18 protein-coding genes are annotated in these 21,689 nt (G+C 69.6%); 10 read left to right on the forward strand and 8 right to left on the reverse strand.

Annotated features, from left to right (window positions below; all coding sequences use genetic code 11):
- The first annotated feature begins 209 nt into the window (after positions 1-209).
- Complete coding sequence (gene recJ, locus A176_RS10650) at positions 210-1,922, forward strand: single-stranded-DNA-specific exonuclease RecJ (RefSeq protein WP_002636753.1); 1,713 nt, start codon at positions 210-212, stop codon at positions 1,920-1,922.
- A 9-nt stretch (positions 1,923-1,931) separates the two neighbouring features.
- Here the strand turns inward: recJ and A176_RS10655 are convergent, their stop codons facing one another.
- From A176_RS10655 to A176_RS10665, 3 genes are all read right to left on the reverse strand, one after another.
- Positions 1,932-2,159: a YHS domain-containing protein gene (locus tag A176_RS10655; RefSeq protein ID WP_002636752.1), complete on the reverse strand. Its 228-nt coding sequence runs from the start codon at positions 2,157-2,159 to the stop codon at positions 1,932-1,934.
- 184 nt (positions 2,160-2,343) lie between these two features.
- A complete protein-coding gene (locus A176_RS10660; RefSeq protein ID WP_002636751.1) occupies positions 2,344-3,099 on the reverse strand; it encodes a hypothetical protein in 756 nt (251 codons plus the stop codon).
- A gap of 17 nt (positions 3,100-3,116) precedes the next feature.
- Entirely contained in the window at positions 3,117-4,406 is a 1,290-nt protein-coding gene (locus A176_RS10665) for a hypothetical protein (protein WP_002636750.1), read from the reverse strand.
- A 146-nt stretch (positions 4,407-4,552) separates the two neighbouring features.
- Here A176_RS10665 and aspS point away from each other — a divergent pair, with 146 nt between their 5' ends.
- The 5 genes from aspS to A176_RS10690 all read left to right on the forward strand — a co-directional run bounded on the left by aspS (position 4,553) and on the right by A176_RS10690 (position 9,298).
- Positions 4,553-6,373 carry an aspartate--tRNA ligase gene (gene aspS / locus A176_RS10670; protein WP_002636749.1) on the forward strand — a complete coding sequence of 607 codons (1,821 nt, stop codon included), beginning with the start codon at positions 4,553-4,555 and terminating at the stop codon, positions 6,371-6,373.
- Positions 6,374-6,521: 148 nt separating this feature from the next.
- Positions 6,522-7,448, forward strand: coding sequence for a diacylglycerol/lipid kinase family protein (locus A176_RS10675; RefSeq protein ID WP_002636748.1), 927 nt, complete (start codon positions 6,522-6,524; stop codon positions 7,446-7,448).
- A gap of 158 nt (positions 7,449-7,606) precedes the next feature.
- Positions 7,607-8,662, forward strand: a complete 1,056-nt coding sequence (locus tag A176_RS10680) for a DUF72 domain-containing protein (protein WP_002636747.1) — start codon at positions 7,607-7,609, stop codon at positions 8,660-8,662.
- 59 nt (positions 8,663-8,721) lie between these two features.
- Complete coding sequence (locus A176_RS10685) at positions 8,722-8,964, forward strand: hypothetical protein (RefSeq protein WP_002636746.1); 243 nt, start codon at positions 8,722-8,724, stop codon at positions 8,962-8,964.
- Entirely contained in the window at positions 8,930-9,298 is a 369-nt protein-coding gene (locus tag A176_RS10690) for a Smr/MutS family protein (protein WP_002636745.1), read from the forward strand. The genes A176_RS10685 and A176_RS10690 overlap by 35 nt, the downstream gene beginning before the upstream one ends.
- On the opposite strand, the gene A176_RS10695 is transcribed toward A176_RS10690, so the two are convergent.
- The 4 genes from A176_RS10695 to A176_RS10710 form a co-directional block, all read right to left on the reverse strand.
- Positions 9,280-12,042 carry an SNF2-related protein gene (locus tag A176_RS10695; protein WP_044890824.1) on the reverse strand — a complete coding sequence of 921 codons (2,763 nt, stop codon included), beginning with the start codon at positions 12,040-12,042 and terminating at the stop codon, positions 9,280-9,282. The genes A176_RS10690 and A176_RS10695 overlap by 19 nt on opposite strands.
- Positions 12,043-12,242: 200 nt before the next feature.
- A complete protein-coding gene (locus tag A176_RS10700; protein ID WP_044890825.1) occupies positions 12,243-13,580 on the reverse strand; it encodes a DUF58 domain-containing protein in 1,338 nt (445 codons plus the stop codon).
- A complete protein-coding gene (locus A176_RS10705; RefSeq protein WP_002636741.1) occupies positions 13,577-14,512 on the reverse strand; it encodes an AAA family ATPase in 936 nt (311 codons plus the stop codon). Before A176_RS10705 ends, A176_RS10700 begins: the two co-directional genes overlap by 4 nt.
- A gap of 67 nt (positions 14,513-14,579) precedes the next feature.
- The gene (locus tag A176_RS10710) at positions 14,580-15,524 is read right to left on the reverse strand and encodes a hypothetical protein (RefSeq protein WP_002636740.1); all 945 of its coding nucleotides are present in this window, start codon (positions 15,522-15,524) and stop codon (positions 14,580-14,582) included.
- 56 nt (positions 15,525-15,580) lie between these two features.
- Between A176_RS10710 and A176_RS37900 the strand changes: the two genes are divergently transcribed.
- Positions 15,581-17,734, forward strand: coding sequence for a peptidylprolyl isomerase (locus A176_RS37900; RefSeq protein WP_002636739.1), 2,154 nt, complete (start codon positions 15,581-15,583; stop codon positions 17,732-17,734).
- Positions 17,735-18,111: 377 nt separating this feature from the next.
- Here A176_RS37900 and A176_RS10720 read toward each other — a convergent pair whose 3' ends face one another.
- The gene (locus A176_RS10720; protein ID WP_002636738.1) at positions 18,112-19,227 is read right to left on the reverse strand and encodes an HD domain-containing phosphohydrolase; all 1,116 of its coding nucleotides are present in this window, start codon (positions 19,225-19,227) and stop codon (positions 18,112-18,114) included.
- 237 nt (positions 19,228-19,464) lie between these two features.
- On the opposite strand from A176_RS10720, the gene A176_RS10725 reads away from it, so the two are divergent.
- The 3 genes from A176_RS10725 to A176_RS10735 are packed head-to-tail and all read left to right on the forward strand — an operon-like array spanning position 19,465 to position 21,607.
- Entirely contained in the window at positions 19,465-20,466 is a 1,002-nt protein-coding gene (locus A176_RS10725; protein WP_002636737.1) for an NAD(P)H-dependent amine dehydrogenase family protein, read from the forward strand.
- A gap of 14 nt (positions 20,467-20,480) precedes the next feature.
- Positions 20,481-20,930 (forward strand): MaoC family dehydratase N-terminal domain-containing protein, encoded by a 450-nt coding sequence (locus tag A176_RS10730; RefSeq protein WP_002636736.1) that lies wholly within the window; start codon positions 20,481-20,483, stop codon positions 20,928-20,930.
- The gene (locus tag A176_RS10735; protein WP_002636735.1) at positions 20,930-21,607 is read left to right on the forward strand and encodes a MaoC family dehydratase; all 678 of its coding nucleotides are present in this window, start codon (positions 20,930-20,932) and stop codon (positions 21,605-21,607) included. The genes A176_RS10730 and A176_RS10735 overlap by 1 nt, the downstream gene beginning before the upstream one ends.
- Positions 21,608-21,689: the final 82 nt, after the last annotated feature.

Genomic DNA, 21,689 nt, shown 5'->3' on the forward strand with positions numbered 1-21,689 from the left:
CGGGTGTGCAGTTGAACCTGCGCATGGGCGGCCGACCGTGCGTGAAGCGGCGGGCCACCAGGCGTGCGCTTGCCTGAACGTCCGTGCAGGAGGGGAAGTGTCGTGCTCAAGGTTGGACTGTTCTGGTCAGACGTCTGAGGTACTGTCGACTTCGTAGCCAATTCATCCCGCCAACTCCCTCTGGGGGAAGGCGAGGAGGGGTGCCGAGCGTGCGGTGGTTGCTTCCAGATGTGGTCGAGCAGGAAGTGGCGTCCCTTTCCGGGGAGCTGTCGCTTCATCCGCTCGCGGCGCGGGTGCTCCTGCACCGCGGCTACCGCACGCCCGAGTCCGCGTCGGCGTTCCTGTCCGATCGCCTGGCGGACCTGCCGGACCCGTTCCGGATGAAGGGCATGCCCGCGGCGGTGGACCGTCTCGTCCGGGCGATTCGCTCGCGGGAGAAGGTGACGCTCTACGGCGACTACGACGTGGATGGCGTCTGCTCCACGTCGTTGCTGTTCCTCTTCCTCAAGGAGTTGGGCGTCCCGCCCGCCACGTACATCCCCCACCGGTTGGATGAGGGCTACGGCCTCAACGTCGGCGCGGTGGAGCGCATCGCCGCGGAGGGCACGCGGGTGCTGGTGACGCTCGATTGCGGCATCACCTCGGTGGCGGAGATCACCCGCGCGAAGGAGCTGGGCCTGGACGTGCTGGTGGTGGACCACCACACCGTGCCGCCCACGCTGCCCCCCGCGGTTGCGGTGCTGAACCCGCACCAGCCCGGCTGCGAGTACCCGACGAAGGCGCTGTGCGCCGCGGGCGTGGCCTTCAACTTCTGCATGGGCCTGCGCAAGCGGCTGCGGGACGAGGGCTTCTTCGCCACCCGCAAGGAGCCCAACCTCCGGACGATGATGGACCTGGTGGCGCTGGCCACCGTGGCGGACGTGGTGCCCCTCACGGGCGCCAACCGCATCCTCGTGTCGCACGGCCTCCAGGAGCTGAGCGCGGGCCGCCGTCCTGGCGTGCGCGCCCTGAAGGAAGTGGCGGGCATGGACCCGGACGCGTCCGTCACCGCCGGCCAGGTGGGCTTCCGTCTGGGGCCCCGCATCAACGCCGCGGGCCGGCTGCATGACGCGTCGCTGGGGCTCCAGCTCCTGTGCTCGGAGTCGCCGGAGACGGCGCGCTCGCTGGCGGGCGTGTTGGACCGGGCGAACGCGGAGCGCCAGAGCATCGAGAGCAGCATCCTCACGCAGGCGCTGGAGCAGGCCGAGTCGCTCAAGGACTCGCGCGGCCTCGTGCTCTACGACGAGGGCTGGCACCCGGGCGTCATCGGCATCGTGGCCTCGCGCGTGGTGGAGCGCTTCTACCGGCCCACCGTCATGGTGGGGGTGAAGGACGGGGTGGGGAAGGGCTCGGCGCGCAGCATCGAGGCCTTCCACCTCCATGACGCGCTCAGCGGCTGCGCGGAGCTGCTGACGCGCTTCGGTGGGCACAAACACGCCGCGGGCCTCACCATCGACGCGGACCGCCTGCCGGCCTTCCGGGAGGCCTTCGAGAAGATTGCCGCCCAGCGCCTGGCCCCGGAGGACCTCATCCCCCGGTGCCGTGTGGACGCGGTGGTGAATCCCAGCGAGCTGGACGCGGACGCCGTGGAGTCACTCCAACGGCTGGGGCCCTTCGGCCAGGGCAACCCGGAGCCGGTGTTGGTGCTGCGCCGGCAGGTGGCCCGCCCGCGCGTGCTTCAGCCCAAGTCGGGCAACGGGCATGGCCACCTGAAGCTGGCCCTGGCGGACGCGCCGGAGCTGGACGCCATTGGCTTCAACATGGCGGACCGTGCCCCGCTCGTGGAAGGGCCGGTGGACCTGGCCTTCCAGGCGGGGTTCGACACCTTCCGGGGCCAGCGCAAGCTGTCGCTGCGGCTCAAGGACTTGCGCGTGGCCGCCTGAGGCCTCCGCTCAGGCGATTCCCCAGCGGACGCGGCCCGGCGTCATCAGCGCACCGACGCGGGCCAGCTCGTTGAAGCGGAAGCGCTCCGCCTGCTTCTCGAAGGCGTGGCGGCAGCGCTCCGAGCAGAAGAAGTACCGCCGCTTCTTGTACTCGGAGGTGGGGCGGCCCTCGGGTGTGTCCAAGGTCTTCCCACATACGGGGTCCAAGTGCTGTCCCTGTCCCTGCGCGTTCTTCATCGCTCGCCTCCCAGCCCCTAGGGGAACTCACGTTCCCGACCCGGTGGAAAGTGGAGCACGACGCGTGCCAGCGCCAACTCCTTGAACTCGCAAGGCGTGGAGGCGGGCGTGACGGGGCGTGGGTGGAAATATCTACATGGCCGCTCGCCGAGGGCTGAAGGGCGAGCGGCCCATGAAGGCGACTTCAGAAGGCGGTGCCGACGCTGCCGCCCAGGAAGAAGTCGTTGTGGTAGCCGCGGCGGAAGCCCATGGCCTCCACGCGGAAGGAGAGCCGGAGGTTGCCGTCGGTAATCCGGGGCCGGCCGCGGAAGCCGACGCCGTATTGGAACAGCGGCTTCATGCCGCTCACCTTGGTCTCCAGCGTGTCGATGGTGATGGTGGACGCGGTGTAGGCCACGCCCGCGCCCACCTGGCCGAAGAAGCCGAAGTCCGACTTGCCGAGCTTCAGCTCATAGGCGGGGGCGATGGTGAAGTAGTGGAAGTTCGTCTTGCCCTGGAGGAACTCGGTGCCGTCGCTGGTGCCGCCGAACGTGTAGCGAAGGTCGGCCCAGAGGGACTCGCGCAGCGCCTCGTTGTCGAGGATGCGGCCGTACTCCCAGGTGGCGCGCACGCCCAGGCCCAGGCGCGTCTCCGTGGCCCGGCCGCGCGGGCTGTCGAGGAAGAGGGCGCCGGCGATGAACTCCATGGCGACGCCGAGGCTTGGGTCATCGAGGCCGGAGAGCGCCTTGAAGTCGTCCTCGCCGTCGGCGTGCTCCTGCTCGGACACGCGGCGGAAGTCGTCCGCTTCATCCACCTTGGGCCGAGGGCGGTTGTACGACTCCGCGGCGTCGTAGGCGGGCTCGTCGTCCGGATAGGCGTAGGGGTCTTCATCGTCCTGGGCCAGGGCGGGCGCGGACAGGGCGAGGCTGCCCAGGGCGCAACGCAGCAGCCACGTCTTCATGGAAGCAGTCTTCATGCTCACAGGTTCAGCCGGGGGCAGGTGGTGCCACCCGCGGAGCTGGGCGGGCACATGTTGGGGTCGTTACCGACGAGCTGGTCGCGCGGAATCTGGAGGTGGTCCATCAGCTCGTTGCAGACGGCCTCCTTCAGGCGCAGGTCGGTGATGTGGGTGATGATGGCGCTGGCGGCCACGGCCAGGGTGAAGCGGGACTGGTCCGCAATCGTCATCCGCTGAAGCTGGAAGAGGCCGGGGGTGACGGTGCTCTCGTCGTTGTACGAGGCGATGATGGCGCGCAGCAGCACGTCGCGCTGCCCGGTGGCCTCGCCGGCCTGGTAGAGGGCGCTCGCGAGCAGCGTGCCCACCCGGTACTCGTTGCCGCTGAACACGCTCAGGTTCTGGTTGTAGAGCTGGTTCAGGAGCGACACGTCCATGCAGCGGTCCACCCGGGCCAGGTCCCGGTCCTCGGTGATTTGCCCGTAGGTGTTGCCGTGGAAGGAGGTGGAGAAGAAGCGCGTGTCGCAGCCCTTGCCGCCCTGGGTCGTCTGACAGGTGGCGCCGTACGCGTGGTAGTCCGCGAGCCCCTCGTCGAAGGACTTGAGGATGTTGGCGCCCGGGCTGGCGCCGGCCATCTGCCACGTGGTGAGCGCGTCCGGGAACTGCTGGCCGCCGTAGGCCTTGAGGTTGAAGACGCGGTGCGCGTACTCGTGCGCGATGACGCCGGCGTTGATGGCCAGCGGCGCGCGCTGGAGCTGGTCGAAGGGCAGCACCATGAACGACTCCAGCACGGAGAAGTACATGGCGTTGTCGCTCAGCGGGTCCTTGTCCACTTCGGTGAGGACGAACTCCGGGAAGTAGTAGGTGGTGACGGGCTCCTTGAAGTCCGCCGCGGGGATGTTGCCCACGACCCGGAAGTAGTCGTACGCGCGCTCCAGGCTGTAGTACGCCGTCACCATGTTCCAGGTGTGGAAGTCCGCGGGCCAGAGGACGCCGCCCTGGGAGATGTAGTTGGCGCTCACGTCGCGCCCCCGGTTCTTCAGCAGGGCGTTGGCGTAGCCCTCCGGCGTGGTGGCGTTGTTGAGGTCCGGGTCGTTGGGGTCAATGACGATGCGCGCGCCTCCCTGGAGGTCGGCCACCGTGCCCTTGAGGCCCACGATGTCGGAGATGGTCTTCAGCTCCACCTCCTGGGGGACGTACTGGCCATTGCTGGAGAGCACCAGGGCACTGACCTTGACGGGCGCGGTCGAATCGGGCGCACAGCCAGCGGCCAGTCCCAGCGCGGCGGTCGCGGCGATGACTGTTCGGAGCATTCCGCCGTTTTACTCCGGACCGCCCGGAACGTGTATTCCCCCGACGGTTTGAGACCCGGCCGGGGCGCTGGGATTCCTTGACGCGTCGTTTCCACGGTCCGTATCGTGCCCCGCCTTTTCCCCTTTCGAATCCAGCAGGCGGTGCCATGGCAGTCCCGTTCATCTCCGAGGTCAAGCGTACCCACACTTGCGGTCAGCTCACCGCGACCAACGTCGGTGAGGAAGTCGTCCTCTTCGGCTGGGTGCACAACCGCCGGGACCACGGCGGCGCGGTGTTCATCGACCTGCGAGATCGCGACGGGCTCACGCAGGTGGTGTTCGAGCCGGACCACGCGGAGGCGCACGCGCTCGCCGGAAGCCTGCGGCTGGAGTACTGCGTGGGCGTGCGCGGCAAGGTCGTCTCGCGCGGGAAGAACGTGAACCCGAAGATGAAGACGGGTGAAATCGAGATCCGCGCCAGCGACCTGACCATCTTCAACCGCTCGGAGCCGACGCCGTTCCCCATTGAGGACGCCATCGACACGTCGGAGGAGAAGCGCCTGGCCCACCGCTTCCTGGACCTGCGCCGCGCGCCGCTCCAGCGCTCGCTGATGACGCGCTCGAAGATGAACGCGCTGACCCGTTCGTACATGGTGGACAACGGGTTCCTGGAGCTGGAGACGCCCTTCATGGGCAAGTACACGCCGGGCGGCGCGCGCAACTTCCTGGTCCCCAGCCGCCTCAACCCGGGCAAGTTCTACGCGCTGGCGGAGAGCCCGCAGCTCTACAAGCAGTTGTTCATGGTGGCGGGCTTCGACCGGTACTTCCAGATCGTGAAGTGCTTCCGCGATGAGGACCTGCGCGTGGACCGGCAGCCGGAGTTCACGCAGATCGACGTCGAGATGAGCTTCGTCAACCAGGACGACATCTTCACGATGATCGAGGGCCTGGTGAAGAAGCTGTGGGGCGAGGTGCTGGGCATCGACATCCCCACGCCCTTCCCGCGGATGGACTTCTACGAGTCAATGGCCAAGTACGGCAACGACAAGCCGGACCTGCGCTTCGGCCTGGAGCACGTGGTGCTCACCGACCTGATTCGCGAGCACGGCGAGTCCGGCGGCGTCCCCATGATTTGGGAGGCGGTGCAGAACAAGGGCATCGTGAAGGCGATGGTCGTCCCCGCGGAGAAGGCGATGAGCCGCGCGGAGAGCGACAAGCTGGAGGAGTTCGCCAAGCAGGCCGGCGCCAAGGGCCTGGCCCGCGCGAAGGTGGCCGACGGCGGCGAGTGGACGCAGTCTCCGCTGTCCAAGACCATCAGCCCCGCGCTGCGGCAGGCCATCAACCAGGCCGTGGGTGCGAAGACGGGCGACCTGCTCCTGTTCCAGTTCGGCAAGGAGTCGCTGGTCCACACGGTGATGGCCAACCTGCGCGTGCACGTGGCCAAGAAGCTGGGCCTGATTCCGGAGTACGGCAGCGGCGGCCAGTGGAAGTTCCTGTGGGTGGTGAACCCGCCGCTGTTCGAGTTCGACGACGAGACGAACACCTGGGCGGCGGCGCACCACGCCTTCACGCGTCCGCACGACGAGGACGTGGACTACCTGCTCACGGATCCGGGCCGGGTGAAGTGCCACCGCTACGACGTGGTGCTCAACGGCTTCGAGATTGGCGGCGGCTCCATCCGTCTGCACGACCCGAAGGTGCAGGCCGAGGTGTTCAAGGCGCTGGGCATCAGCGACGAGGACGCGCGCGCCAAGTTCGGCTTCCTGCTGGACGCGCTGAAGTACGGCGCTCCGCCGCACGGTGGCATCGCGCTGGGCATGGACCGGCTGGCCTTCCTGCTCACGGGCGCCGAGTCCCTGCGCGACGTGATTCCGTTCCCGAAGTCGAAGACGGGCACGGACTTGATGACGGGCGCCCCTGGCGACGTGGATGACCGGCAGTTGCGCGAGGTCCACGTGCGGCCGGTGCCCGTGGCGCCGAAGGCCTAGTCCGACGGACGCGAGCCCTCACCGTGTGCCGCGCCACCCCGTTTGACGCGGGGTGGCAGCGGACCCGCCCTCCCTGCAACTGGCCACGGAGTGGAGTGCCAGCGCGCAACCGCGTAAACAGGGAGGGCACAGGGAGGGGTAGGGCCTGATGAAGACGTTCCTCGTGGTGAATCCGCGCAGCGCCAATGGGCAGACGGGAAAGCGCTGGGCAGAGATTTCCGCGCAGGTGGGCAAGGCGTTGGGGGAGTTCGGCCACGGCTTCACCCAGGGCGGCATGGACGCCGCGCGCATCACCCGGCAAGCCCTCCTGGATGGCTATGAGTGCGTCGTCGCGGTGGGCGGTGACGGCACGCTCAACGAAGTCACCAACGGCTTCTTCGAGAATGGCCGCGCCATCAATCCCAACGCCGCGCTCGGGCTGATTCCGCGCGGAACGGGCGGTGACTTCCGGCGGACCTTTGGCTGGGATTTGGAGCTCGAGTCCTCGCTGGAGCGGCTGCGCTCCGGCACGACGGAGCCCTTCGACGTGGGGCAGTTGGAGTTCGTCGGCAACGACGGCCAGCCCGCCACGCGCTACTTCGCCAACATCGCCTCGTTTGGCGTGAGCGCGGTGGTGGCCCAGGAGGTCAACCGCAGCAGCAAGGCGCTGGGCGGCCACCTGAGCTTCATGTGGGGCACGCTGAAGGGCCTGGTGAAGTACTCCGAGCGGCAGGTGCGCCTGTCGGTGGACGGTGGCCCGGAAGAGGTGGTGAGCGTCACCGCGGTGGCCGTGGCGAACGGCCGCTACTTCGGCAGCGGCATGTTCGTCGCGCCGGACGCGGTCACCCATGACGGCCTCTTCGACGTCACCATCTGGTCCGGCTACGGCCTGAGCGACTTCGTCCTCAAGTCGAAGGGCGTCTACAACGGCTCGCACGTGAATTGGAAAGGCACGCGCCGGCTGCGCTGCCGCACGCTGCGCGCCGAGCCCCTGGAGGGCGGCGACGTGTTCCTCGACGTGGACGGCGAGACGCCCGGCCGTCTCCCGTGCACGATGACGCTGCTCCCGGGCGCCATCCGCCTCAAGGTGTCCTGACGCGAGGGGCCGTGTTGCCAGGTTGCCTGACAGGCGACATGGCACTTGGGAAGTGAGGCTGGACTGAGGCAACCTCCTGCATCTGGTGGCATCCGGCGTTACCTCCGTCGGATGCACGGCACCGTCGCCGCGGTGCCCTCTGGCCCAGGAGACGCGACATGCCTCAGCAGCGAGGCCCCGCCCAAATCGACCTCTTCACCGGCGCCGTGGTGGAGCCCCCCGCGAAGACGCGCAAGGGCGCGCGGCCGGTGGAGCCCGCGGCGGTGCCGGAGGCGTTGGCGGCGCTGGGCCAGGAGTTGCCCTCGGGCGTCTTCCTGGGGACCTCCTCGTGGACCTTCCCCGGCTGGTCCGGCATCGTCTACGACCACGAGGCCGCCGCTTCGCAGTTGGCGCGCGAGGGGCTGGGCGCCTACGCGCACCACCCGGTGCTGCGCACGGTGGGCATCGACCGGACGTTCTACGGTCCCATCTCCGCCAGCGCCTTCGCTGAGTACGCCGGGCAGGTGCCGGACACGTTCCGCTTCCTCGTGAAGGCCCACGAGGTGTGCACCCTGGCGCGCTTCCCGACGCATGAGCGCTACGGCGCGCAACGGGGGCAGGCCAATGAGCGCTTCCTCCACGCGGCCTACGCGACGGAGGCGGTGGTGGCGCCCTTCGTGGAGGGCCTGGGCGAGAAGGGCGGCCCGCTGGTGTTTCAGTTCCCCCCGCAGGACCCGCAGGCGCTTGGTGGCCCCGCGCGTTTCGTGGAGCGGCTGCACGCCTTTCTCTCCGCGCTGCCCAAGGGGCCGCTGTACGCGGTGGAGCTGCGCAACGAGGAGCTGCTCACGGAAGGTCTCGCCCAGGCGCTGGCCGACGTCGGCGTCGTTCCCGTGTTGGCGGTGTGGGCGCACATGCCGCCCGTGGGGCGCCAGGCGCGGCTCACCCGGGCCTTCGAATCACGCGCCTTGATTGTGCGTTGGATGCTCCCGCCGGACCTGGGCTACGAGGAGGCCCGCGCGCGCTACGCCCCGTTCAACCAGTTGGTGGATGAGGATGTCCCCACGCGGGATGTGCTCGCGCGCGTGTGCCTGGCGGCGCTCCGCCGGGACAAGCCCACCTACATCACCATCAACAACAAGGCGGAGGGCAGCGCGCCACTGTCCGCCATCAAACTGGCCGAGCGAATCGTGCTGGGCAGGAAGGAAGAGGCTGAGCGGCAGGCTGCTCCTCCCTGAGTGGCACTTGCCTCTGAGCACGCGTCTTGCTTACCTGTTGGTCCATGACAGCCATTTCGATGGCAGCACTGCTGGTCCAACTGATGTCCGCGGGAGGCGCCGGTACGGATGGCGAGCAGGCGGCCGTGCGGTCGGCAGGTGGCACGGGCAATGTGTCCACGCACCTCTCCGCGCTGAAGGGTGAAGTCTCGACGCTGTCGGAGCGCTTCAAGGCCGCCCGGGAGCGTCGCCGCCTGCAAGCGGAGCAGGAGCGGGAGGAGTGGGAGCGTGAGCCGCAGTCGCCTGCCCCGTCTCGGCCCTGACGAGGAGCCGCTTCCGCCCGAAGGCGACGCGCCTCCTCCCTTCGAGGACGAGGCTGTAGAAATTCCAATCGATGGGACCCTGGACCTGCACCTCTTCCACCCGAAAGAGGTGAAAGAGCTCGTCGTCGAGTACCTCTGGGCCTGCCGGCAGAAGGGCGTGCTCGACGTCCGCATCATCCACGGCAAGGGCACGGGCGCGCTGCGGCGCACCGTGCAGTCGCTGCTGCCCAAGCTGCCGGAAGTGGAGTCCTTCCGGTCCGCGGGCGAGGGTGACGGCGGGTGGGGCGCGACGTGGGTTCGCCTGCGCCCCGCGGACTACGACAGCCAGAAGTAGGCGGAGGCGATGAGGGAGCGCTTCTCCGTCACCTTGGCCTTGTTGGCCAGGTCCGCGAGCTGCCGGTCCTTGGAGGCGTAGCGCTTCTCCTCCTCGTTGCGCAGCGAGGACAGCTTGCGGCGGTACTCGCGCTCCATCCGGTCCGAGTGCGCGCGGGCCTTCGCCTTGTCGGCGATGTCCTCGGCCAGGCCCACCTGCTTGCGCGCTTCAATCCACGTCTGGCGCGCGGCCTCCACGGCCTCGCGGGACTCCATCAAGCAGTCCTCGACGTAGCGGTCCGCGCGCTCCTTGGCCTTGTCCAGCTCCAGGGCGTTGCGCCGCTCCGCGGCCCGGACGATTTCGTCCTTCGCCGCCACCAGCGCCTGCTCCTGCATGAGCTGCACGGAGACGGGGGCGGGTTGCCGCCGGCGCTCCGGCTTCGCGGCCAGCTTCACGAAGTGCGCGCCGTCCACCATGGGCAGCGCCCGGAAGCCGTCCCTGTCGCGCACGAGCACCAGGTGCGCCAGCTTCTCCTCCGGCTTGAGGCCCGTCGTCTCGAACTTGTAGGCGAACCACCAGCCCTCGCCGCCCGCGAGCCGTGCCAGCCGCGACGGCAGCCCCGCCGCGTCCAACTGCAGGAAGCTCACCGCGTCCTGCGTGCGCTCCTTGACGGCGTAGGCGGCCTTGGCCACCTCCAGGCGCCCCGAGTTGCGGCTGCCCAGCACGGAGGCCGTGAGCGCGCGCGCCTCCTGCTGGCGCTTGGCCAGGGCTTCCTTGGTCTGCTCGTTCTGGCCACGCAGCCGACGCCGCACGTCGCCGTCGAAGCGCTCCAGCACCACCGAGCGCATCTCCGTCATGCGCTGGCTGATGCGGCCTTCCAGCTCCCCGCGGAGCTTGTCGAAGGCGATGTTGATGTCCTCGGGCTTGCGGCAGGACTGGTAGATGTCCAGCACGCGACGCTCGAAGTCGACGCCGCTCTCCAGCGCGCCCAGGATTTCGTCCGACGCGCCGAACACGCCGTCGAACAGGTTCAGCTTCTTCTCCAGCAGCTCGAAGAGGCGGGCGTCCGCCGCGTTCATCCGGTTGAGGAAGTTGATGACCAGCACGTCCCGCTGCTGGCCGTACCGGTGGCAGCGGCCAATGCGCTGCTCCACGCGCTGCGGGTTCCAGGGCAAATCGTAGTTCACCACCAGGTTGCAGAACTGGAGGTTGAGGCCCTCGGCGCCGGCCTCGGTGCAGATGAGAATCTGGGTGCGGTGGCGGAACTCCTCCACCAGCGCGCGCCGGTCCTCCGGCGTGCCCGCGTCACCGGACAGCAGCGAAATCTTCCCCTGGTAGCCGCTCTCCGACAGCAGGTTGAAGAGGTACTGCTGCGTGCGCTTGGACTCGGTGAAGATGAGGGCCTTCTCCGGCCACCCGTGCGTCTTCATCACTGCGAAGGTGCGGTCCAGGCCGCGCTTGAGCGCCTCGCCCTTGGCGTTGACCTTGATGGAGTCCGCCAGGTCCGCGTACTGGCGCAGCTCCCACACTTCCTGCTCCAGCGCGCGGACGTTGGGCGCCTTGGCCGGATCATCCGACCACTCCTCGCCCTCCTCGACGAACTGCTTGGCCTCCTCGGGCTCGAACATCGCCAGGGCCTGCTGGCCCAGCTTGGCCGCGTGGAGCCGCTTCTCCAGGTTGTCCGACAGCCGCCGCAGCGTGGGGGCGATGGCGTACGTGGAGGACGCCAGCAGCTTGCGGTAGCAGAGCGTCAGCAGCGTCTTCTTGCCGGGTTCAATCGCCGCGGCCTCGGAGCGCTGGAGGTACTCGCTGACCTTCTCGTAGAGGTCGTGCTCCTCCGGGGAGGGGGTGAAGTCCTCCACGATGGAGCGGCGGTTGGTGTAGCGGACGTACTCGCGCACCTGCCGGCGCAGGGTGCGCTGCACCACGGGGGCCAGCCGCTCCTTCAGCTCGACGGCGGCGGCCTCGGGCATGCCGCCCGCCTCATCCGCCCGGTAGCGGCTGCGGAAGGCGTGCTCGGGGCCGAGGATCTGCTCGTCCAGCAGCGACATCAGCCCGAACAGCTCCATCAAGTCGTTCTGGAGCGGGGTGGCGGTGAGCAGCAGCTTGGGCTTGCCCGCCAGCGAGGCCCGCAGCGCCTGCCCCATCTTGTTGTTGGGCCGGTGCGCGTTGCGCAGGCGGTGGGCTTCGTCGATGACGATGAGGTCCCAGGCAATCTCCGACGTCAGGTGCGCCTTGTTGGCCGCGAACGGGTGCGAGCAGATGACGGGGAAGGGCTGGTCGAAGCAGTTGCCGGTGGCGCGCACGGTGCGGCCGTCCACCAGGACGCTGTCCAGGTCGAACTTCTCCCGCAGCTCGCTGTTCCACTGCGCCCGGAGCGTGGCGGGCGCCATGATGAGGATGCGCGACTTCCCCTCGGCCATGAGCTGGGCGATGACGAGCCCCGCCTCGATGGTCTTCCCCAGACCGACCTCGTCGCCCAGCATGCAGCCGCCGCGCGACAGCGAGTCGAGCGCGAACATGGCGCCCTCGACCTGATGCGGGTTGAGGTCCACCTTCGCTTCCGACAGCGCGCCGGCCAGCCGTTGCTGGGTGTCGCCGCTGCGCGCGAGCAGCTCCTCGGCCAGCAGGCGCTCATGAAAGGGCGTCAACGCCTCGGATGCCGTCGCGGACGCGGACTCCATCCGTGCCGCCACCGCAGCCGCCGCGTTCGCCTCGACCTCCACCCTGAATCCCCTCGCGACCTCCGCCAAGACCGTCTCCATCCGTGGTGTTTTCGAGGTCGCCCGCCGTCACGGCAGGCGAGGACCGGCCATTTTGTTGACGCGCGTCCATCTGTAAAGGGGGTCGTGTCCGAGGCCGAAAAATCGGCCTCCGCGCGATTGGCACGCTTCTTCGCGAGCGGCGTCGATACATGATGCCAGCACACTGCGTACAAACTTTCCGCTGGACTTGACGCAGAGGCCTAGAGTTGCCCCCGCGCCTTCACGTCCAGATAGGCATTGAGGGTGGCCGCGCCGAAGCCGCGGGCGGGGGCTCGGACCACCAGCGCCCCCGCGTCCCGCAGGGTGGTGGCGGTGCGGCGGAACTCGGTTTCCAGGCGCGCGGCGGCCTGTCGCGCGTACGCGTCCTGGGTTTCAGCGGGCACGCCGTGCGCCGCGGCCTGGACGTCCTCGTCCAGTAGCGAGGCGACGACGGGCAGGTGCCGGGGGCGCAGCGCCAGCGTGCGCGTGAGGAGGCTGGCGGAGGCGTCCGGGTCCACCAGGTCCGTGAAGAGCACCACCAGCGCGCGGCGCGTCTGCCGGGCGAAGGCGAAGTCGAAGGCGCGGCCGTAGTCGCTCTCCTCGAGCGCGGCCTCCGTGCGGTAGAGGGACTCGGTGATGAGGCGCAGGTGCTCACGCCCCTTGCGCGGCGGCAGGTAGGCCCGCACGCCGCTGGCGAAGGCGAGCACGCCCACCACGTCGCCGGCCTCCAGACCCACGCGGGCGAGCCGCAGCGCCGCGTCCACCGCGTGGTCCAGCTTGCGCCGCTCCTGGATTCGGCCCGCCATGTGCCGGCCGCAGTCCAGCAGGAGGAGCACGGGCTGGTGCCGCTCGGGCTGCCACGTGCGCACCAGCGTGTGGGCGTGGCGCGCGGAGGCCTTCCAGTCGATGTGGCGGTAGTCGTCGCCGGGGCGGTACTCGCGCAGCGACTCGAACTCCCGACCTTCCGCGGCGCGGCGCCGCTGGATGCGCGCGGAGGGGGACTCGGCGGCCCGGGTCAGCGCCAGGGCCTCGCGGGTGAGCGCGGTGAGGTCCGGGTACACCTTCACGGCTTGCTCCGCGGGAACGCGGACCTGCCGCGCGCACAGGCCCAGGGGCCCGAGCAGCCGCAGGTGCACGTCTCCGAAGCGGGCATCGCCCCGGGAGGGCGGCGTGACGAAGTAGCTGAGCGCTCGCGGTGACGCCGAGGCCGCGGGCAGGGTGGTGGACTGCCGGTGTCCGCTGCTGGCCATGCCCTCCGGCGGCTCGTCGCGAACCTCCACGTGCAGGGGGCTGGCGCCGGCGTCCATCCGCTCCAGTTCCAGTCGCACCGCGTTGCGCGTGCCCGAGGAGAGAATGGGCTCCACGCTCCGCCGCACCCGCACGGCTTCCGCGCGAGGGGCCCTCGTGAAGTCCACCGCGCAGAGGGCGAGCACGGCGATGTCCACCGCCAGCGCGAGCCATCCGAACGCGGGGCTGGCCACCGCCAACGCGGCCGGGAGGAGCCCCGCGGCGAGCAAGCCGACGGCGAGTCCGGTGGGGACGGGACGCCCGAGGCTCACCGGGGCACTCGCACCCGCTCGAGCGTCTGCTTCAGCACGTCGTCCGCGGTGATGCCTTCCACCTCGGCTTCGGCCTTGAGGAGCAGGCGGTGGTTGAGGACGCTGAAGGCTACGGCCTTCACCTCATCCGGGGTGACGAAGTCGGTGCCCATCAACGCCGCGCGGGCCTTGGCGGCCGCGAGCAGGGCCTGGGCGGAGCGCGGGCTCGCGCCCAGCCGCACCCGCGGATTCGCCCGGGTCTCCCGGACGAGCGCCACCACGTACTGGAGGATGGAGTCGTCACACGACACGCGGGCCGCGCGCGACTGCAGCTCCATCAGGGTGGCCGCGTCCAGCACCTTCTGGGTGGAGGTGGGCTTGCCCTCGCGCTGATGGAAGGCGCGGAGCATGGTCGTCTCCGCGTCGGCTTCCGGATAGCCCACGCGCACGCGCATGAGGAAGCGGTCCAGTTGGGCCTCGGGGAGCGGGTAGGTGCCCTCCAGCTCCAGCGGGTTCTGCGTGGCCACCACGAAGAAGTGCGGCGGCAGCGCGTGAGACACGCCGTCGATGGTGACCTGCCGTTCCTCCATGGCCTCCAGGAGCGCCGCCTGCGTCTTGGGCGGGGTGCGGTTGATTTCGTCCGCGACCACCACCTCCGTGAAGATGGGGCCCTTCACGAGGCGGAAGGCGTTGTCCTGGGGCTGGAAGATGTTGGTGCCCAGGATGTCCGCCGGCATCAGGTCCGGCGTGAACTGGATGCGCGTGAAGAGCAGGCCCAGGGCTCCGGCCATGCTGCGCGCGGTGAGCGTCTTGGCGACGCCCGGCACGCCCTCCAGCAGTACGTGGCCTCGCGCGAGGAAGGCGGTGACCAGGTCCGCCAGCACGCGCTGTTGTCCGAAGACGGCTGCGTCGAGCGCGGTGGTGAGGCGGGAGAGTGGGGTGGCGTCGGACATGGTGGCCGGTGACGCTGGTCCGCCGCCGCGAGTCGCGGCAGCGGGTTTCGTGGGCGGGGCAGCCGCCTCAGTGGTCGGACTGTCCCTTGAGGCCCATCAGCGTGCCGCCCAGCGTGGCGACCGCGCCGAGCACGGCGACGTAGACGCCGAAGCTGGGGGACGAGTTCATCATCTCCGAGTTGCCGATGGGCGTGGGCACCATCGTCGTGTCGGACGACATCTTGATGTAGACGATGCACCAGATGAGGCACACGATGCTCACGACGAGCTGTCCCATCCACGGCACCACGGGGTTCACGCTCGGAAGCGAGCCCTTGACGCGAATGGTGACGGCCGTGAGCAGCAGGATGGACATCACGAACGCGCCAACGCCCATGCTCATCAAGCCGAGCACGTCGCCGTCCACCGCCGTCTCCTTCCACGGCATGAAGCACGAGATCAGCACCACGGCGGCGGCCCAGAACGCGACCTTGTCGCCGCCTCGGAGCTGACCGAACAGCTCCTTCGCGTCGCGAATGAGTTCATCGGGGTCCGTGACTCCGCCGCTGCTCTCATCCGAATCCGAGGAGCGGTCCCACGGGTCCCCCGAGGAGGCTGCGGGTTCGGGAGCGGGGGCCCGGCGAGGCGCGGGACGGGGCGCCGCGGCCTTGGCCGCGCGTTGCTGAGGGGCGCTCCGGACGACCTCGTCCATGCTCCGGATGTTGGTGGAGTCTCCGCCGGGTTCGGCCGCGGCCGCGGGACGGCTGCCGGAGCGGCCGGGCGCGGGACGGGGGCGCTTGGGCGGAGGCGGCTTGGCGGCCCGGCGAGGATCTTCGGCTGCGTCCGTGGACTCCTCCGGGGCGTCAGGTGCGGGCTCTCCCGAGAGGAAGGAGCCATCGATGATGTAATCGCAGACGGAACAGATGGACGAGTTGGCGGCTACCTTCGAGCCGCAGCCAGGGCAGTTCAGGACCAGCGCTCCCGCGGAGAGAAACGAGCGCGTATCTTCGGAGCGCCGGGGCGTGCGTGTCAAACCCCCTCGTGGCCTAACCCCTGGATTTTCGCGGGGAATTGACCTAGGCCCGCGCCATGCGCCGCTCGCACTCCGTTCGTGCCCTGTCCGCCTGTGCCGTCACGTTCTCCCTGCTCACCGGCTGCGTCCGCCATGTGCCGCCCGTGGAGACGCCGCCTCTGGACGCGCAGACGCTCGCGCGCATCCAGGACTGGGAGGACTCGCGGTCGCTGGGGGATGGCGAACTGGTGTCGCTGGCGGGCCGTGCTTCGGATGCCTGGGTTCGCGCTCGATCCCTGCGCGCGCTGGCTCGAATCCAGGACCCCGCCACGTTGGAGACCGTCCTCGCGGGGTTGAAGGACGCCGAAGCGGACGTTCGCGGGGAAGCCGCCTTCGCCGCGGGGGAGATGGCGCTTTCGTGGGAGCCGCTCCTGGAGGCGGAGCTCACGTCCCTGGAGGCCGTGTTGCTGGAGGCGGAGCGCTCCGAGTCGGACGTGGACGTGCGACGGACGCTACTGGATTCCCTGGGGCGGCTGGGGACGCCGGGCGCGGTGACTCGATTGGCGGAGCGGATGCGGGACGGCGATGGGGCCCTGGCGGGCCGGTCCGCGCAGGCACTGGGCGTGGCGGCGCGGGTTCGGGGCGCGGCGGTGGCGGCGCAGGTGCCCCTGGCGTCGGCGGAGGCGTTGCTCGCGGCGGAGCGGCCGGTGGATGCACGACGGGGCGGCGCGTATCTGCTGTCGACCGTGAAGCGCCCGCAGGCCCTGGCCGCGTTGCGCCGCTGCCTGGGGGATGAGGACGCGGACGTGAGGGCCCTGTGCGCGAAGGGCTTTGGCGACGTGGGCGGGCCCGAGGACGCGGTGGTGCTGGGTCGGCTGTTGGAGGACCCCTCGCCGCGCGTGGCGTCGGAGGCGGCGCGGTCGCTGGCGAAGCTGGCGGCGTCCTGCAGCGCGCCGTGCACGGCGGTGGATGCGTTGGATGCGCTGTCGGTCCGGGCCAAGCGGGTGGCGCGAGGCATGGCGCCTCCAGAGGCGGCGGGCGATGCGAAGACGACCGTCGAGACGCTGGCGCGGTCCGCGGAAGGTCATCCGCTCCTGGCGCTGGCGCAGCAGGGGCTGCCCGACTTTGGCCGGCCCGTGTTCGAGTCGCTCCGGCTGGCCCTGGCGGACGCGGAGCGGGGCGCGGCTTCGGACGTGGCTCGTGCGGACCTCGCCTGGCTGGACTGCCGGCTCGCGGCCGCGATGGACCGGCAGGTGGGAACGCTGAAGGAAGTCCTCGATTGTGGGTACGGGCACATCCCGGAGCCGCGTCGGCTCGCGCTGGGCCTGCGTGAAGTGGCCCTGTCGAAGGGGAAGGGGGGCGCGGGCTTCGCGGTGAAGTACCTGCGCAACCCGGACGCGCGGGTGAAGCTGACGGCGTTGGAGGTCGTGGCGGCGCGGCCCGTGCCCGAAGCGGCGGCCGCGGTGCGTCCGCTCATCGAAGGGGAGGACACGGTGGTGGCGGGCGCGGCGGCGGCCACTGCGGGGCAGTTGAAGGACGCGGAAGCCTTGGCCGCGGTGGAGGCGCTGGCGGCACGCGTGCCCCAGACGCCGGGAGACCTGGCGGAGCCCGTGGCGGGGGCGCTGGTCGCGCTCCAGGGGCGCGCGGCCGAGCCTCGGCTTCGCGAGTGGCTGGAGCATCCGCACGCCAACGTGCGGCGCGTGGCGGCGCAGGCGCTGAGCGAGCTGACAGGGCAGCGTGTGCGGTCGACGCGCGTGCCGCAGTCCGCGTACACCTTCCGGCCGCAGGCGGCGCCAGCGCGCGCGGGGTTGGTGTTCCGCACCGACAAGGGAAACATCACCGTGCGGCTGGACGTGGATGAGGCGCCGCTGACGTCTGGCAACCTGCACGCGTTGGCTCGCAAGGGCTACTTCAACGGCGTGACGTTCCACCGCGTGGTGCCGGACTTCGTGGCGCAGGGCGGAGACCCGCGCGGGGACGGGGAGGGTGGACCGGGCTACTCCATCCGTTGCGAGATGACGCGCCGGCCGTACCTCCGGGGCACGGTGGGCATGGCGCTGGCGGGGAAGGACACGGGCGGCAGCCAGTTCTTCTTCACGCATGCGCCGCAGCCGCACCTGGACGGCCGCTACACGGCCTTCGGCGAGGTGGTGTCCGGCATGGACGTGGTGGACGCGCTCCTGGAAGGCGACGTCATCCGCGAAGTGCGCGCGGTGGAACTGGCGCCCTGAAGGCTCAGCGCAGCCGCAGCGAGCGGAGGGCCACTGAGGAGCCCGTGGTGTCACCGGACTGTGGCGTCCTTCTCGCCGTGGAAAGGATGTCCTGCGTGCTTGTTGTTCCCGCTGCGCGCGGAAGGGCGCTGCAAGGCCAGTCGCATCACCGCACCGTGGTGTCACCCTCGCGGTGGAACCGGCGCCCTGTCAGGGCTTGGTTCCTCTACGGAAATGGAAGGTCCGCCGCGGGGCCTCGGTGTTGCCGGGCGGCGCAATGGTCGCCCTGCGTGCCCATCGCCCCCGCAGCGAGCGAAGGTCCGCTGCAAGGCTCACCATGTTCCCGGACAGCGGCGTCACTCTCGCGGTGGACCAGGCACCTGTGAATCAGCGTGGGCTCAGGCGCCGCTGGCCTTCGCCAGGGGCGCTGGAGGGCCCAGCGGGTTGCTGTTCCAGCGAGCGTTCTCCTCGGCCTCCATGGCCTCGACTTCCTGCCGGATGCGCTGCCACTCCGTCTCCGGGATGTTGAGGAACGCCTCCGCGAGCGCCGGGTCGAACTGCGTCCCAGCGCACCGGCGGATCTCGTCCCGGGCCACGCTCATGGGCCGCCCCTTGCGATAGGGCCGGTCGGACGTGATCGCGTCCACCGTGTCCGCGAGGCAGAAGATGCGCGCGCCCAGTACGATGTCCTCACCCGCCAGGTTCTGCGGGTAGCCCTTGCCGTCCCAGCGCTCCTGGTGCTGGAGCACGATGAGCGCCGCCTCATGGAGGTACGGCATCTTCGCGAGCATCCGGTAGCCGAACTCCGGGTGCTTGCGCATCTCCACCCATTCGTCCGGCGTGAGTGGACCGGGCTTGAGCAGGATGGAGTCCTGCACGCCAATCTTCCCGATGTCGTGCAGCAGTGCGCCTTGCTCCACCACGTCGAGCGCCCCGCCCGAGAGCCCCACCTCCTGCGCCAGCCGCCGCGAGTAGAGCGACACGCGGCGCGAGTGCCACTGCGTCTCCGTATCGCGGTAGTCCAGCGCGCTGATGAGCCCATCGAGCAGCCCGGTGGTGCGCTCCACCACGCGGCGCTCCAGGTCGCGGTTGATGGCGACCAGCTCCTCGTTCTTCTCCGCCACCTCGCGCTGCAGCCGTTCGTTGGCCTCGACCAGCCGGTAGTGCGCGAAGGCCTGCCGCACGCTGCTCGTCAGGTCGCTGAGCGACCAGGGCTTGCCCAGAAGGCGGAAGACCTCACCGCGGTTGACGGCTTCGGAGGCGGTCCGGAAGTCCGCCGCCGCCGTCAGCATCAGCCGCACCGCCTTGGGGTTCTTCTCCCGCAGTGCACCAAGCAGCTCGATGCCGTTGAGGTACGGCATCATGAAGTCCGTCAGGACGACCTGGAAGCCCACCTCGCGCGCGGCCACCGCCGGGTCACTGTGCGTGACGACGTCGTAACCCTCGGTCTGGAGGATGCGGGACAGAGCGGCCAGGATGAGGACGTCGTCGTCCACGACGAGGATGCGATCCATGCCGAAGGTGCCTCCAGGACAGCGTGCCTGTACAGCTTTATACACGCTGGTAGCAGGCCCCAAAAGACCCCCAGGGCCTCCAGTGGGCTTCTAAGTCTTGGAAATCCTTGGAGGTTCTCCCATTCGGGAAGAGTGGTAGAACCACGTCACGCTTGCCTGCCCGCCAAGGTGTGATTTATGGTGCGCGGCAACGCTGAACTGTAGCGCTAACCCCTTGGAATCGTGGAGCAATCTCCGATGGCAAAAGCCCCGGAAGGGCCCGTGCCGGTGGTGGTGATGGGGCTGGGGTTCATCGGTCAGGAAATCGCCCGGGCCGCCATGTCCTCGCCGGAGGTGGAACTCGTCGGCGCGGTGGACGTGCAATCCAGCCTGGTGGGTCGTCCCCTGAGTGACGTCCTGGGCGGTCCTGCCCCCCGCATCACGGTGGTGGACTCGTTGGAGCAGGCGGTGGGCAAGCGCAAGGGCGTGGTCGTCCTGCATGCCACCACCTCACGGCTGCCGAAGGTCATCGACCAGATTCTGGACGCGGTGAAGCGCGGCCTGCCGGTGGCCAGCACGTGTGAGGAACTGGCCTTTCCGCACCTGAAGTACCCGGAGCTGGCGGACCAGCTCGACGCCGCCGCGCAGAAGGCGGGCGTGGCGGTGGTGGGCACGGGCGTCAATCCGGGCTTCGTGATGGACCGGCTGGTGGCGGCCGCGGGTCAGGTGTGCGGTCCTGTCCGGCGCGCGACGGTGACGCGCGTGGTGGACGCCCGGACCCGCCGTGAAGCGCTCCAGCGCAAGGTGGGCGCGGGGCTGACCGAGGACGAGTTCTTCGAGCTGGTGGACAGTGAGCAACTGGGCCATGTCGGCCTTGTAGAGTCGGCGGCGCTCGCGGCCCTCGGCCTGGGGCTGGATTGCGACGACTTCGAAGAAGAAGTAGCCCCCGTGTTCGCCGAGGAGGACATCTCCGGCGGCGCGTTCCCGGTCCGGAAGGGGCGGGTGGCTGGCATGTTCCAGTCCGTGGTGGGGTTGGAGGACGGACAGGAACGGGTGCGGCTGGAGTTGACCATCGCGGTGGGGGCGGACGAGCCCAAGGACCGTATCGAAATCGACGCTGACCCGAAGCTGGTGTTGGAAATCCCGGGGGGAGTGGCGGGCGACCGGGCCACCGCGAATGCGCTGGTGAATGCCGCGCCACGCTTGACGGCCGCTGAAGCTGGGCTCCTCACGGTGCTCGAGCTTCCGGCCGGACGCTAGAGTCAGGAGAGGAAATGCTGGACAAGAACGCGATCGGCCGCGCCTCGCCGCCGACGCTGAACGAGGTCGAAAAGGGCGCCATCCGTCGGTTCGCGGAGGCCATCGGGGACTACAATCCCATCTACTACGATGAGGAGTATGCCCGGGCGTCGGGGTACCCCACCATCATCGCGCCCCCCACGTTCCCCGCGTCCTTCCACTCGGCGGCGGACCTGCGGGAGCTGCTGGGCGTGGGCATCAAGAGCCTGCTCCACGCGGAGCAGGGCTTCGACTACGAGCGGCCCATCTTCGCGGGAGACCGCATCTACGTTTCCACACGCGTGTCGGACGTCTTCGAGCGCCCGGGCATGTCCGGGAAGATGGACATCGCGGTCATCGAGGACGAAGGCCGTGACGAGGAAGGCAACCTCGTGTTTCGCGCCCGCCGGACGCTGGTGGTCCGCGCCGCCAAGGAGACCCCGTGATGCCCGCGCGCAAGCTGTACTTCGAAGCCATCCGCGTCGGGGACGAGCTTCCCGCGCTGGCCAAGGCGCCCGTCGACCGCGTCCAGTTGTCGCGCTACGCGGGCGCCTCGGGTGACTTCAACCCCGTCCACGTCGACGAGCTCTACGCCAAGAGCGTGGGCATGCCGAGCGTGTACGCCCCGGGCATGCTCGTCATGGGCATGCTCGGCCAGCTCATCAGCGACTGGGCGCGCGGCGGGCAGATGCGCCGCTACAACGTGCGCTTCATCAAGATGGTGTGGCCGGGTGACACCGTCGTCTGCAAGGGCCGCGTGAGCGACCGGCACGGCTCGGGTGGCCGCTACTTCGTCGAAATCGACCTCTGGGCGGAGAACCAGAAGGGCGAACTGGTGATGAAGGGCTCCTCGCAGATCCAGCTCTTCTACTCGCTGGAGGACGAGAACCGGCAGCGCTCCGGCCAGTCCCCCATCATGGTGGAAGTGCCGCGCGAGAGCCTGAGCAACGCCAGCGCCAATGCCGCGGCGCCCGCGGGGACGTCCGGCGTCGCCGCCCCCGGCGCGGAGGACGAGGACTCGGATGAGCGCCTCCCTGGCGTCTCGTCCAAGAAGACGGTTCCCCGGGAAAAGCCGGCGGCCAAGACAGCCTCGCTTCCCACTGCGAAGAAGGCGAAGAAGTAGCCAGACGCACCGCGTCCTGAGTGGCGGTTGTGACCGCCGCTCAACGCGAGGTGTCATTCGGGGTTGACTCAAAAATCAGTCG

The organism is Myxococcus hansupus, from assembly GCF_000280925.3.
In the GTDB taxonomy this organism is placed as follows: Bacteria; Myxococcota; Myxococcia; order Myxococcales; family Myxococcaceae; genus Myxococcus; species Myxococcus hansupus.

What these genes read in the sequence shown, in the direction of transcription:
- A176_RS10685 (WP_002636746.1), top strand. Translation starts at nt 8,722, where the DNA reads ATGGCAGCACTGCTGGTCCAACTGATGTCCGCGGGAGGCGCCGGTACG.
- A176_RS10665 (WP_002636750.1), bottom strand. Translation starts at nt 4,406, where the DNA reads ATGCTCCGAACAGTCATCGCCGCGACCGCCGCGCTGGGACTGGCCGCT.
- A176_RS10680 (WP_002636747.1), top strand. Translation starts at nt 7,607, where the DNA reads ATGCCTCAGCAGCGAGGCCCCGCCCAAATCGACCTCTTCACCGGCGCC.
- A176_RS10675 (WP_002636748.1), top strand. Translation starts at nt 6,522, where the DNA reads ATGAAGACGTTCCTCGTGGTGAATCCGCGCAGCGCCAATGGGCAGACG.
- A176_RS10660 (WP_002636751.1), bottom strand. Translation starts at nt 3,099, where the DNA reads ATGAAGACGTGGCTGCTGCGTTGCGCCCTGGGCAGCCTCGCCCTGTCC.
- A176_RS10735 (WP_002636735.1), top strand. Translation starts at nt 20,930, where the DNA reads ATGCCCGCGCGCAAGCTGTACTTCGAAGCCATCCGCGTCGGGGACGAG.
- A176_RS10695 (WP_044890824.1), bottom strand. Translation starts at nt 12,042, where the DNA reads ATGGAGACGGTCTTGGCGGAGGTCGCGAGGGGATTCAGGGTGGAGGTC.
- aspS (WP_002636749.1), top strand. Translation starts at nt 4,553, where the DNA reads ATGGCAGTCCCGTTCATCTCCGAGGTCAAGCGTACCCACACTTGCGGT.
- A176_RS10730 (WP_002636736.1), top strand. Translation starts at nt 20,481, where the DNA reads ATGCTGGACAAGAACGCGATCGGCCGCGCCTCGCCGCCGACGCTGAAC.
- A176_RS10720 (WP_002636738.1), bottom strand. Translation starts at nt 19,227, where the DNA reads ATGGATCGCATCCTCGTCGTGGACGACGACGTCCTCATCCTGGCCGCT.
- A176_RS10725 (WP_002636737.1), top strand. Translation starts at nt 19,465, where the DNA reads ATGGCAAAAGCCCCGGAAGGGCCCGTGCCGGTGGTGGTGATGGGGCTG.
- A176_RS10655 (WP_002636752.1), bottom strand. Translation starts at nt 2,159, where the DNA reads ATGAAGAACGCGCAGGGACAGGGACAGCACTTGGACCCCGTATGTGGG.
- A176_RS37900 (WP_002636739.1), top strand. Translation starts at nt 15,581, where the DNA reads ATGCGCCGCTCGCACTCCGTTCGTGCCCTGTCCGCCTGTGCCGTCACG.
- A176_RS10705 (WP_002636741.1), bottom strand. Translation starts at nt 14,512, where the DNA reads ATGTCCGACGCCACCCCACTCTCCCGCCTCACCACCGCGCTCGACGCA.